At 72.5% G+C, this 13,467-nt stretch carries 6 protein-coding genes; 4 read left to right on the forward strand and 2 right to left on the reverse strand.

Going from position 1 to position 13,467, the window contains the following annotated elements:
* Nucleotide 1: 1 nt before the first annotated feature.
* On the reverse strand, nucleotides 2–7,798 hold the full coding sequence (locus OO68_RS03430; RefSeq protein WP_245236893.1) for a non-ribosomal peptide synthetase: 7,797 nt from the start codon (nucleotides 7,796–7,798) through the stop codon (nucleotides 2–4).
* 455 nt (nucleotides 7,799–8,253) lie between these two features.
* On the opposite strand from OO68_RS03430, the gene OO68_RS03435 reads away from it, so the two are divergent.
* From OO68_RS03435 to OO68_RS03450, 4 genes are all read left to right on the forward strand, one after another.
* Nucleotides 8,254–9,207, forward strand: a complete 954-nt coding sequence (locus OO68_RS03435; protein ID WP_033306590.1) for a chlorinating enzyme — start codon at nucleotides 8,254–8,256, stop codon at nucleotides 9,205–9,207.
* 98 nt (nucleotides 9,208–9,305) lie between these two features.
* Nucleotides 9,306–10,535 carry a cytochrome P450 family protein gene (locus tag OO68_RS03440; RefSeq protein WP_157852669.1) on the forward strand — a complete coding sequence of 410 codons (1,230 nt, stop codon included), beginning with the start codon at nucleotides 9,306–9,308 and terminating at the stop codon, nucleotides 10,533–10,535.
* A gap of 62 nt (nucleotides 10,536–10,597) precedes the next feature.
* Nucleotides 10,598–11,341 (forward strand): SDR family NAD(P)-dependent oxidoreductase, encoded by a 744-nt coding sequence (locus OO68_RS03445; RefSeq protein ID WP_033306591.1) that lies wholly within the window; start codon nucleotides 10,598–10,600, stop codon nucleotides 11,339–11,341.
* Nucleotides 11,342–11,376: 35 nt separating this feature from the next.
* Nucleotides 11,377–12,492, forward strand: a complete 1,116-nt coding sequence (locus tag OO68_RS03450; RefSeq protein ID WP_033306592.1) for an SIS domain-containing protein — start codon at nucleotides 11,377–11,379, stop codon at nucleotides 12,490–12,492.
* Between the two features lie 68 nt (nucleotides 12,493–12,560).
* On the opposite strand, the gene OO68_RS03455 is transcribed toward OO68_RS03450, so the two are convergent.
* On the reverse strand, nucleotides 12,561–13,445 hold the full coding sequence (locus OO68_RS03455; RefSeq protein ID WP_439332892.1) for a TetR/AcrR family transcriptional regulator: 885 nt from the start codon (nucleotides 13,443–13,445) through the stop codon (nucleotides 12,561–12,563).
* Nucleotides 13,446–13,467: the final 22 nt, after the last annotated feature.

The raw sequence follows: 13,467 nt of genomic DNA on the forward strand, positions 1-13,467 counted from the left end.
GTCACCACGCGGCTTCGACGTCGTCGATATCGTTCTGGGTCAGGTCGGCCAGCGGAAAGTCGGACGGGCTGTGGCCGCCCGCGTCCGGGGCGAGGGTGTGCCGGACGATGCCTTCGAGGGCCGCCGTCCACCGCCCGCCGAGGTCGGTGAGGTCGGCTTCGGACCACAGCCGCCGCGCTCCGGTCCAGGTGACGGTCAGCCGGGGCCCGGTGGCGGCGTCGTGCACGACGGCGTGCACCTCGAGGCCGTGTGCGACGGGCAGGCCGGGGTCGGTGGTCGTCACCATGACCGCCTCGGGGGCCATGCCCCAGCCCGGTTCGCCGCCCAGCGGGGCGCCCGGGGCGGCGAACCGCCCGAGGTAGTTGAAGCCGATCTGCGGGGCGCCGAGGCGGGCGAGCACCTCGCGGCAGCCGGGGGCGAGCTGGCGCAGCAGCCCGAATCCGATGCCGCCGTCCGGCGCCGCGCACGCCTGCTCCTTGACCCGCTTGACGGCGTCGCCCAGGCGCGGAGCGCCCGATGTCACGTCGGCCCAGGCGATCCGGCCGGGGTCGATCCTGACCGGGTGCAGGGTGGTGAACCAGCCGAGCGTCCGCGACACGTCGGCACCCGGGACCACGTCCTCGCGGCCGTGGCCCTCGACGTCGACGAGCACGCCGTCGGCGGTGTCGTCCCCCCGGTCGCTGCGCCAGGCGGCCACGGCCAGTCCGAGCGCCGTCAGCAGCACGTCCTCGACGCCGCAGTGGAAAGCGGCCGGGACGGTCGTCAGCAGAGGGCCGACGACGTCCTCCGGGAGCGTGGTGACGGTGTCGACGGTGTCGGCGGCGAGGTCGAGCCGGGGATCGGCAGGCTTCGGCGTCAGCAGCGGGTCGGGGGCGTCGAGGACGTCCATCCAGCGGGGCAGCTCGGCGAGCCGGTCGGGCTGGGTGGCCTGCGCGGTCAGGCGTCGCGCCCAGTGGCGCATCGAGGTGCCGACCGGCGGCAGGTCCGGCGTGCGACCGGCGGCCGCCTGGGTGTACGCCTGGATCAGGTCGTCGGTGAGGATGTGCCAGGAGACTCCGTCGACGGCCAGGTGGTGGACGACGAGGAGGAGCCGGCCGGGCGCGTCCGGACCGCGGTCGAACCAGACGAGCTGCGCGATCCGCCCGGCGTACGGGTCGAGTCGGTCGGCCGCGGCCGACACCTCGGCGCGGGCCTGGTCGGCGAGGCTGTCCTCGCCCAGGCCGGTGGCGTCGACGCGGCGCACGAGGCCGGCGACCGGAGTCCGTCCGGGCGGCTGGATATCAAGGGTCCAGGAGTCGTCCTGGTCGACCAGCTTCAGTCGGAGTGCCTCGTGGGTGTCGGTCACCGCGTGGACGGCGTCCCGGAGCGCCTCCTCGGAGAGGCCGGGCGGGCAGGACAGCAGCAGGGACTGGGCGAAGCGATGCACCGGAGCGCCGCGTTCGCGCAGCCAGTGGACGATGGGGGTGGCCGGGACCGGGCCGGTGTCGGTGTCGTCGGCCTCGCCCTCCGCGGTGGCGTCCGGTGCGCCGGCGCTCCGGCTCAGCTCCGCCGCGGTCCGGTGCGCGAACACGTCCCGCACGGTGAACGCGAGCCCTTCGGTACGGGCGGCGCTCACCAGCCGGATCGCGCCGATGCTGTCGCCGCCGAGACCGAAGAAGTCGTCGTCGGCACCGACCGCGTCGCGCCCGAGCACCCGGGCCATGAGCGTGCACAGCAGGTGCTCGGCCTGGCCGGCGGGGGTGCGTCCGCCGGGCCGGGCGACGGTCACGGGCAGGGCCGCGCGGTCCAGCTTGCCGTGCGCGGTCACCGGCAGGGCGTCGAGGACGACGATCTCCTGCGGCACCAGGTACTGCGGTACGCGGCGCCCGGCGAAGGCGCGCAGCTCGTCGCGGGTGGGCCGTCCGCCCTCCGCCGGTACGACGTAGGCGACCAGCCGGGGCTCCCCGTCGCCCTCGCGGCGCACCTCGGCCACGGCCTGGGCGACCGCGGGGTGCTCCCGCAGGATCGCCTCGGCGTGGCCGGGTTCGACGCGGAAGCCGCGGAGCTTGACCTGCCGGTCGGTGCGCCCCAGGTACTCCAGGACGCCGTCCGGGGTCCAGCGAGCGAGGTCGCCGGTGCGGTACATGCGCTCCCCGGCCGGACCGTACGGGTCGGCGACGAACCGCTCCGCGGTCTGCGCGGGCCGGCCGAGGTAGCCGCGGGCGACCCCGGCGCCGGCCAGGTACAGCTCGCCCGTGGCGCCCGGGGGCAGCGGTTGCAGACCGGCATCCAGGACGTAGGCGCGCATGCCGGCGAGCGGGCGGCCGATGGGCACGCTGCGGGCCTCGGGTGCGAGGTCGCGTACGGCGTGGCTGGTGGCGAAGGTGGTGGTCTCCGTCGGCCCATAGCCGTTGACGACGACGGTGTCCGGACAGGCGGCCAGCACGCGCCGCACCGTCGACGGGGCGATCTCCTCGCCGCCCGCCCACACCTGGCGGACGCCCGCGAAGCACTCGGGCCGGTACTCGGCGACGACGGCGAACAGCGCGGCGGTGAGCCACAGCGCGCTCGGCCGGTGACGGACGATCAGGTCGGCGTATTCCTCGGCGTCCAGTGCGTGCGCGGGGGCGAGGATCAGCCGGCCGCCCCGGAGCAGCGGGGCCCAGATCTCGAACGTCGACGCGTCGAAGGCGGCGGGCGAATGCACGAGGACGCCGGCGCAGACATCGTCGCCGAAGCTCGGGTCGGTGGCCAGGGCGGCGATGTCGCGGTGGGTCACCACGATGCCCTTCGGCTGGCCCGTAGAGCCAGAGGTGTACATGACGTAGGCGGCGGAGAGCGGGTGCGGCGGGGCCGCGTCCCGCGCCGCTGGTGCCGACGCCGCGTTCAGGTCGTCCAGCAGCAGGCGAGGCGCCGCGGTGTCCGGCAGGTGGCGGACGTCGGTGTCACGGGAGGTGAGCACGGCCTTCGGCCGGGTCTCGCCGAGCATCGAGGCGACCTGGGCGGCCGGATAGCGGGGGTCGACGGGTACGTAGGCGGCGCCGGCCTTCAGTACGGCGAGCAGCGCGACCACGAACTCCGGTGAGCGCGGCAGCGCCACGGCGACCGTGTCCCCGGCGCGGACGCCGTGCCCGGCCAGGGCGCGGGCCCACCGGTCGGCGCGCGCTTCCAGGTCGGCGTAGGTGAGGTCGCGGCCGTCCGCCGAGACCGCGATCGCGGCCGGGTTGGCGGCGGCCTGCCGGGCGAAGAGACCGGTGACGGTCGCCTCGGGCAGCTCCACCGAGCCGGGGGTCCCCGCGGTCAGCAGGCGGGCGCGCTCGTCGGCCGTGAGCAGGTCGATCCGGTCGACGGGGCTGCCGGGGTCGGCGGCGGCCCCGGCGAGCAGCCGCGCGAACCGGTCGAACAGGGTTCGCACGGTCTCCGGCTCGAACAGGTCGGAGGCGTACTCGAGGTAGCCGTCGAGGCCGGCTGGGGCGCCGTCGGCCGTGCGCCGTTCGACCAGGCTGAGGAAGAGGTCGAACTTGGCGGTCCCGGTGCGGCCCAGCTCGGTGGAGACGGTGAGGCCGGGCAGGGTGAACTCACCGGCGGGAGCGGTGTCCTGGAGACCCAGCATGACCTGGAACAGGGGGTGGCGGGCCAGCGACCGCTCGGGCGCGAGGGCGTCCGTGAGGTACTCGAAGGGCACGTCCTGGTGGGCGTAGGCGGCCAGGGCCGTCTCGCGGACCCGCTGGAGCAGATCGGTGAAGGCGGGGCGGCCGGACACGTCGGTGCGCAGCACGAGGGTGTTCACGAAGGCGCCGACCACGTCGTCCAGCGCCTGGTCGAGTCGGCCCGCGACGGGACTGCCGACGGCGATGTCGTCACCGGCGCCGAGGCGGGAGAGCACAGCCGCGAGGCCGGCGTGCAGCACCATGAACAGGCTGGCTCCCGAGGCCCGGCCCAGGTCGACGAGGCGGCGGTGCAGTCCGGCGTCGAGGGAGACGCTGATGTGGTCGCCGGTGTACGAGGCGACGGCGGGCCGTGGCCGGTCCGTGGGCAGCTCGATCTGCTCGGGCAGGCCGGCCAGCTGCTCGCGCCAGTACGCCACCTGCGTCTCCAGCAGGCCGCCGCCGGTGCCGTCCGCTGCGAGCAGCTCGTTCTGCCAGAGCGTGTAGTCGCTGTAGCGCACCGGTGCCGGATCGAGCCGCGGGGCGCGGCCGGCGGCGCGGGCGGCGTAGGCGCGGTCGAGGTCGCGGGCGATGAGCCGCATCGACAGCGCGTCACAGGCGCAGTGGTGCAGGACGAGCAGCAGGACGTGGGCTTCGGCGCCGGTGCTGAACAGCTCGGCGCGCAGCGGCGGTTCGACGGCGAGGTCGAAGGGGCGGCGGGCGCCCGCGGCGAGGCGTTCGTCGAGTTCGGCCTCGGTGACGGGGGTCGCGGCCAGGGCGGGCGCGGCGGGCGGCAGCACCTGCTGGAGGAGGCGGCCGTCGACATACGGGAGGACGGTGCGCAGGCTCTCGTGGCGGGCGAGGACGTCCCCGAGGGCAGCGCTGAGAGCGGCGATGTCCAGATGGCCGTCGATGCGCAGCACCGAGGGGATGTGGTACGCGCCGCCGGGGCCGTCCATCTGCTGGAGGAACCACATCCGGCGCTGCGCGTAGGAGGCCTCCAGCTCACCGGCCCGCTCCCGCCGCACCAGGGGCGGGCGGGCCAGGCCGGCCTCGTCCAGGGCGGCGGTCATCGCGCGCGGGGTGGGGTCGTCGAACAACACGCGCAGGTCCACCTCGACGGAGAACGTCGACCGGATTCGGGTGATGAGTGTGGTGGCAAGCACAGAGTGGCCGCCGAGGTCGAAGAAGTCGTCGTCGGGGCCGACCTCGGGTTCGTCGAGCACGAGCGCGAAGAGCGCGCACATGATGTCGAGCCGGGAGGCTGGCCCGCCGCCCGCCGGGGTGCGCGCGGGGTCCGTGGCCGTGGCCAGGGCGCCGCGGTCGAGCTTGCCGTTGGCGGTGAGCGGCAGCGCGTCGGTGCGGACGATCCGGCCGGGCACCATGTACTCGGGCAGCCGGGCGCGGACCGCCTCCTTGATCTCCTCGGGCGCGGGGTCGGCTCCGTCCTCGGCGACGACGAAGGCGACCAGGCGCCGGTCGTCCTCCCGCTCCTCGGTCAGGGCAACCGCGGCGAGCGCCACGCCGGGGCACTCGGCGAGCGCGGCCTCGACCTCGCCGGGCTCGATACGGAAGCCGCGGACCTTCAGCTGGTCGTCCGAGCGCCCGACGAAGGTGAGCCGGCCGGCCGGGTCGCGGCGGGCCAGGTCGCCGGTGCGGTACATGCGCTCGCCGGCCCGCCCGTGCGGGTCGGCGACGAACCGCTGCGCGGTGAGGCCCGGGCGGCCGAGATAGCCACGGGCCAGGCCGGGTCCGGAGACGTACATCTCGCCGATCGCGCCGACCGGCACCGGCCGCAGCCGTTCGTCCAGGAGATGGACCGTCAGGTCGGCGAGCGGGACGCCGATCAGGCTGTCCGGGCCCTGCTCGGGACCCAGCTCGACGTGGGTGACGTGGACCGTGGTCTCGGTGATGCCGTACATGTTCACCAGCGCCGGTCCGGTGCCGCCGTGGCGGCGGCGCCAGTCGGCGAGGCGGGCGGGCTGGAGCGCCTCGCCGCCGAAGACCACGGTGCGCAGCCGCAACCGGCGGCTCACCTCGGGCAGTTCCTGGTCGGCGGCCATGAGCTGGTAGAACGCCGAAGGCGTCTGGCTGAGGACGGTCACCCGCTCGTCGGCGAGCAGCCGCAGGAACCGCTGCGGCGCGCGGCTCACCTCGAAGGGGACGACGACCAGCCGTCCGCCGTGCAGCAGCGCGCCCCAGATCTCCCAGACCGAGAAGTCGAAGGCGGCCGAGTGGAACAGCGTCCACACGTCGCCGGGACCGTAGCCGAGCGGCTCGCGGGTGGTGGTGAAGAGGCGGACGGCGTTCTCGTGGGAGGTGATCACGCCTTTCGGGCGGCCCGTGGAGCCGGAGGTGTAGGTCAGGTAGGCGGGGCAGCCGGGCTCGAGGCGCGAGACCCGCTCGTCCGCGGCCACTGGCCCGGCGTCGCGGCCGTCGGCCTCGGCGCGGAACTCCGGGGCGTCGATGAGCAGGTGGTCCCGGTCGGTGGCGAGCCGGGCCGTCGAGGAGGTGATCAGCAGCTGGGGCGCCGCGTCCTGGAGCATGTACGCGATCCGGGCGGGCGGGTATCCGGGGTCGACGGCGACATAGGCCGCGCCGGACTTGAGGACACCGAGCAGCGCGAGGACGAGGTCCGCGGAGCGGGGCAGCGCGACGGCGACGACGTCCTCCGCGCCGATGCCGCGGGCGATGAGGGCGCGGGCCAGCCGGTTCGACCGCTCGTCGAGTTCCCGGTACGACCAGGTGGTGCCGTCCGCCGTGAGTGCGGGGGCGTCCGGGGTGGCGGCGGCCTGCGCGGCGAACAGCTCGGGGAGGGTGGCCGCGCCGGGGGCGGCGGTGGCCGCCGCGGTCCGGGGAGCCGTGTCCACGGGCGCCGGAGCCGGGCCGCCGACGCCGCTCACCGGCTGGGACGGGTCCGTGGCGGCGAGCGCCTCCAGCGTCGCGGTGAACGCGTCGCGGTGGTCGGCCAGTCCCAGGTCGTCACGGCCGTTGACGTCGACCTGGAGGCCCTGCCCGTCCTGGCGGTCCCAGATCATGAACAGCAGGTTGCCCACCAGACCGGAGGACAGGTTGCGCATCGTGCCGCGCGCCGCGCCGAACCGCAGGTCGTACGGGTGCGAGATGACGTTGACGACCGGCAGCAGGGACGTGGCATGTTTCATACCGAGGTCCCGCTGGAGGTCCACGCCCCGGTAACGCTGGTGTGCCACGGCCGCGGCCATCTGCTCGGCCACGTGCTCCAGCAGGGCGGTGACGGTCATGTCCGGGCGGACGGTGAGCGGCAGCGGCAGGACGTTGGCGAGGTTCGCCGGGGTCTGCCGGGCGAGCTGACTCGCGCGGGCGGAGAGCGGGAAGGCGAGGAGGACGTTCTCGTCCCCGGTTTGCCGCTGGACGTGCAGCGCCACGGCGGCCGTGACGACCACCGGCCAGGGCACCCGGACGCTGCGGGCGGTCCCGCGCACGGCGTCGAACCGCTCCTCGGACAGCCATCGCGTCACGCTGCGGAACGTGGCGGCCGCCCCCCGGGACCGGCTGACGAGCGGGGAGGGCGCCGGCCGGCCGCCCAGCTGCCCGAGCCAGAAATCCCGGTCCTGCCGGAAGTCCGGCGCGGAGCGGTACGCGGCGTCCTCGTCGGCGAGTTCGCGCAGCGAACCGAACGGGTTGGGGCCGGGGTCGCGCCCCTCGGTGAGCGCCGTGTAGACCTCGGCGACCCGGCGGGAGACCAGGGCGGAGCCGTAGGCGTCCATGGCGATGTGGTGGTAGTTCTGGTACCACAGATGCCGCTCGGGGCCGAGGCGGAGCACCGCGAAACGGAACAGCGGACCGTCCGTCAGATCGGTCGGCCGGGACAGCTCCCGGCGCATCCACGCGTCGGCCTCGGCCTGCGGATCGTCGGCACCGGACAGGTCGACGGCGCGCAGCTCCCACGGCCGGTCCGGGTCGATGCTCTGCGCCACCCGGCCGCGGTCCTGGTGGAAGCGGCTGTGCACGGTGTCCAGGCCGGCGACGACCGACCGCAACGCGCGCTCGAAGATCTCCGTGTCGAACTCGCCCTGCACATCGACGTACTCGCCGACCTGATACACCGAATTGCCGTCGCTCAGCCGCTGTTCGGCGAACCAGATCTCACGCTGCGCTGCCAGCAGGGGCAGCATAGTGTCGGCGTTCAACAAGATCGACGACCTCCGAGATTTCCTACTGGAAGCGCGGAACCACCCGGGAACCGAATCCGCCGGCGCATAGAGCCGGTTCGGGCGGGCCGGGGAATGAACAATCGATACAGCGAATTCGCTCCGGCCGAACGTAACGGCGCATCGGGCCCGGTACAAGCCCGGCGACCGCCCGCCAGGAATGGGGCGGCGGCCGACCGCTCCGGACCCCGACGGGCAGGTCATACGGGGTGGCCGAGGCGGACTGTGGTGTCCCGCCGGCGGGACACCGGGCCGCTCCTGCCGGTCGGCCGACGCGTCGACAATGACTCGGGTGCTCGGCTAGGTTCCGATCACGCCGAAACACCGAACGCACCCGGGACGTCGAAACTCCTGCTCCCTCCCCACGGTTTTGACCGACGCGTCCCGCAAATGGTCCGCCAGAAATTCGAGGACGCACCCGGAGAGAATCCAGCATGACACTTGACACCCACCAGTGGCGGCTCTCGGAAACCGAGCTCGACTTCTTCCGGGAGAACGGCTATATCGGGCCGCTGACGATTTACACCCCGGAGGAGATGGACGCGCTGTGGCGCCGGGCCCGTCGTGAGGTCCTGGACCGCTCGCACGCCGCCTACCCGGTGGACGAGGCGATGTCGGGCGCGACCAACATCGCGAACTACGACCGCCACCTCGACGTCGACCTGCTCATGCAGCACGTGTGCAACCGGAAGATCACCGAACGGGTCGCGTCCATCCTGGGGCCCAACGTCCTGTGCTGGCGCACGGAGTTCTTCCCGAAGTACCCGGGCGACGAGGGCACCGACTGGCATCAGGCGGACACCTTCGCCAACGCCAGCGGCAAACCGCAGATCCTGTGGCCCGGCGAGACCGAAACCGAGTTCGGCAAGGGCACCCTCACCGTGTGGACGGCGTTCACCGACGCCACCCGGGACAACGGCTGTCTGCAGGTCATCCCCGGCTCGCACCACCGGATGAACTACGACGAGACCAAGCGGATGACCTACGACACCTCGCAGATCAACTCCAAGGTCAAGGACGGCGTTCCGCGCGGCTTCTTCGGTTACGACTACCGCGATCTCCAGATCGACCCGGACTGGAAGCCGTCCGAGGAGGACGCCTTCGACCTGGTGATGCGGCGCGGCCAGTGCGTGATCTTCTGGTCCACCCTGATGCATGCGTCGCTGCCCAACATCACGACGAAGAGCCACCGGATGGGCTTCGCCACCCGCTACGTCCCGACCAGCGTGCGGGTCTACCCGGACACCGACCGGGTCGAGGAGTACGGCGGGAGCATTCCGCTCGACAAGTGGGGCGCGGTCCTCGTCAGCGGTGAGGACGACACCGGCCACAACAAGATCCTGCGCGAGTCGCTGCGCGGCACACCGATCTCCGAGTTCCTGGGCTGAGTCGGACCCCCGCACCCCGGCCGACTGAAGGAGTGCCCTCGCGGGTGCGCCTCCAGCCGGCCTGTGCCGCGCACCCCTGCCTGGAGGAGGGCACCCGCATGACCGTCACCCCAAGCTCCGTCACCCTGCCGATCGTCATGGGGGGTGCGGAGTTCGCCGCCGATCCGCCCGCCCACTACACCTGGCTGCGGGAGAACTCTCCGCTGGGGCAGATCCGGCTGGACTTCGGCGCGTTCGCCCAGGACGTCTGGGTGGTCTCCCGCTACGCGGACTGCAAGGCGATGCTCACCGACCCCCGCCTGCTGCGGTCCCCGTACGGGCCTCCGCCGGGCGTCGAGATCCCCGAGCACATCCGCCTGGTCAGCTCGACCCTGGACATGAAGGACAAGGACGAGCACCGCAGGCTGCGCTCCCTGGTGGCGGCTCCCTTCACGCCGAAGCGCATCGAGCACCTCGGCGCGCAGGTCCGGGTGCTCGCCGAACGCCGTCTGGACGCGCTCGGCGGCGGCAGCGGCCCGATCGACCTGCGCCAGGACTTCGCGCTCCCCGTGACCTACACCGTCATCGCCGACCTCGTCGGCGTCGGTGAGCAGGACCGCGTCCGCTTCCAGCAGGGCGTCACGGCGCTGATGAGCGGGTTCAGCGGCTCCCAGGAGGACTGGGAGGCGCACGTGCGCGACCTCGTCGACGTCACTCGTGACCTGGTCGCCCGCAAGCGGGCCGAGCCCGGGGACGACCTCGTCACTGGCCTGATCGAGGCCGAGGAGGCGGGCGACCGGCTGGCCGACACCGAGCTGGTGGCCATGGTGTTCAGCCTGGTGACGGCGGGCTACGAGACGACGTACAACCTGATCACGAATGCGGTGGCCGCCCTCCTGGACCACCCGGACCAGCTGGACCTGCTGCGTGCGGCGCCGGACGACGAGGCGCTGTGGCGGTCGGCGGTCGACGAGGTGGCGCGCTATCTGCCGCCGATCACCGGAACCCGGCCGGCCACCGCGGTCGAGGACATCGAATGGCACGGGCAGACCGTGCCCGCGGGGGCGTCGGTGCTGCCGCTGCTCGCGGCTGCCAACCGGGACCCGGAGGTTTTCGAGGAGCCGGAGCGCTTCGACATCACCCGCTCCCCCAACCCGCACCTCGGTTTCGGCCACGGTGTGCACTTCTGTCTCGGCGCCAACCTGGCCCGGATGGAGGCCCGGATGGCGCTCCAGGTTCTGTTCGAGCGGCACCCCGGCCTGTCGCTCGCCGTCGGCCGTGACGAACTGGTCCTGGAGCCGATGCCGCTGTGGACCCGCTTCCGCGAACTTCCGGTCGTCCTCGGATGACCGGAACGCGGCCCCCGTATGCCCGACTGTCCGCCGACGCGCCGATGACACCTGAGAGGACCATGCCGAACCGCACCGCTGTCGTCACCGGAGGAACCAAGGGGATCGGGGTCGCGCTCAGCCGCCGGCTGGCCCGGCTCGGCTATCACGTCGTCGCGGTGTACCGCGCCGACAAGGCCGCCGCGGACCTGTTGAGCGAGGAACTCGGCGACCGGGTCGAGACGGTCCGGCTGGACGTCGCCGACCCGGAGGCGGTGACCGCCTTCGCCGAGCGGGTGCTCTCCGCGCACGGCGCGCCCCGGGTGCTGGTCAACAACGCCGGCCGCAACATCGACGGGCCCTTCCTGGAGATGGCGGACGACGACTGGCGGCAGGTACTGGACGCCAACCTGTCCGGGCCGTTCTACCTGACCAAGGCGTTCGCCCCGGCCATGCTCGGCCTGGAGGGCGGCGCCAGTGTCGTCAACGTCGGGGCGACGACCGCGATCCGGCCCCGGCTGAACGGCGTCAACTACTGCGCGAGCAAGGCGGGACTGCTGCATCTGACCAAGTGCCTCGCGCTGGAGCTGGCCCCGGCCGTCCGGGTCAACTGCCTGATCCCCGGAATGATCGACACCGAGGAGATGCGCACCCGGTACCGGGTCGCCGATCCGACGGCGCGCGCCGAACTGCTCGCCGAGATTCCGCAGGGGCGGATCGGCTCGCCCGAGGAGATGGCGAACGCCCTGGAGTTCCTGGTCGGCGACGGGGCCCGCTACATCACCGGCCAGAAACTCATCGTCGACGGTGGCCAGTTCATGTGGTAGCGGTCACCGCCCGCTCCGAGAGAGAAGAGCCTTTCATGTTCGCACGCCTCGACCGGTATGCCGACTTCCTCAAGATCAGGTATCGCTCCGACTTCCTCAAGTCCGGCGAGTACTCCCTCACCGAGGTCACTCCCGAACTGCGCGAGCGCATGGAGAGCGGACAGTTCCACCGCATCGTCTTCTCCGGGATGGGCTGCTCCGCCATCGTCTCCGATGTGATCGGGACGTTCCTCAACGCCTCGGGTGCGGGAGTGGAGGTCCTCGTCTTCAACGACTACGACTTCCCCTACCTCGTCCCGCGGTCGGTGGTCGACGACGAGGGGACGCTGTTCGTCATCAGCTCCTACAGCGGCCACTCCGAGGAACCGGTCCGGGTCTTCCACCAGCTCGCGGGCCGCTACCACCGCACGCTGCTGCTGACCTCCGGCGGCAGGCTGGCCGAACTGGGCCGGCAGGCCGGGGTGTCGGTGGCCCGGTGGGAACTGAGCGAGCCGGACCGGGAGTACCCGCTCTTCCACGTCGGCCAGTACTTCGCGATCCTGCTCGACATGTTCCCGCGGCTGGGACTGATCAAGGAGGACCACCGCGCGGAGGTCGCCGCGCTGGCGGGCCATCTCGCCACGGACTTCACTCCGGAGCTGGAGGAGCTGGCCCGCGCGACCGCGCTGCGCTCGAAGGACGCGAACATCATCATGCTCGCGTCGCCGAAGTGGTACATGAGCCTGCTGAAGCTGGCCAAGATGCACTTCAACGAGATGGCGATGGCACCGGCGACCCGGAACTTCTTCCACGAGTTCTGCCACAGCGAGGTCGCCACGCTCTCCGACCCGGACCGCCCGCACAGCGTCCTGCTGTTCCGGGACAGCGACGACGATGCCTACACGCAGCAGAAGATGGACAACCTCGTCCGCCTGCTCACCCGCGACGTCCCGCAGAACCGGAACATCACGGTGACCGAGTTCGCGCTCGACCAGCCGACGTTCATGCGCAAGTACTTCACCGCGCTGGAGTTCGTCCAGCACACAGCGCTGTACCTGGGCCGCCTCTACGACACCAAGTCCCGCGACCTGATCTCCGAGTCCGCCGGCAACCCGTGGTACCACACGACCTCCATCCTGGCCGAGGCCGGAATGGCGAAGACATCCGGCTGACCCCTGGAAGGAACCGGGGACACCCCGTGTCAGGGCCCGCTGCACCGGCGCGATCCGGACGGCGGGCCCTACGCGTCCTCCGGCACCCGCGTACCCCGGGCGTCCGGCATGTCCGGCGCATCCTGCGCGCTGCGGCGGACGATGGCCTCGATCCCGTCCAGCAGGACCGCCAGTCCGGCATCGAAGGTCTCGGTCGCCTCCCGTTCCAGATACGGCAGTTCCGGTTCGGGGGGAGCCGTGGCGGCCTCCTCGGCGAGCCGGACGACCGTCGGGAAGCGCTCGGCGAAGTCGGGTACGACCTCCTCGAAGGCCGCGGAGCGGGCGGCCCACCAGTCCTCGTCGGAGACACCCGTCGCGGCGGCGGCCTGCCGGGAGTCGACCACCGTCTGTGCGGCGCCCCGGACATGGTTGATCAGCGTGCCGACGATCCGCCGCAGCACCTGCGCGCTGAGCCCGGTCGCGAAGAGGATGCGCAGGACGGTCTCCAGCAGGGCGTTCTCGTTCGGCCCGAGCACGGGACGCGCCTGGGAGACGTGGAGGGTCCAGGGGTGGCGCAGGCAGAACGCCCAGTAGTCGTGCGTCCAGGCCGAGAGCGCCGCGCGCCAGCCGTCCGTGAGGTCGTAGTCGGTGGGCAGTTCGGCGAGGGCGCGGTCGTACATGAGGTCGACCAGCTCGTCCTTGCTGGGCACGTAGGTGTACAGCGCCATTCCGGTCCGCCCGACGCGCTTGCCCACCTCGCGCATGGAGACTGCGGAGATCCCGGAGGCGTCGGCGATGGCGATCCCGGCGTCCACGATCGCGTCCACGGTCAGTCCGGGCCGGGGTCCCGGAGCGCTCCGGGTGACCGCCTCACCGGGGGTGCGCCACAGCAGGGCCAAGGAACGACGGAAATCCCCTTGACCGGCGAAAACCACCACCACATCCCCTTGACTGGTGCCGGACTGGACGGTCATTACCTTACCGCACGGCCACTCG

It is taken from the genome of Streptomyces iakyrus, from assembly GCF_000717055.1.
GTDB lineage: Bacteria > Actinomycetota > Actinomycetes > Streptomycetales > Streptomycetaceae > Streptomyces > Streptomyces iakyrus.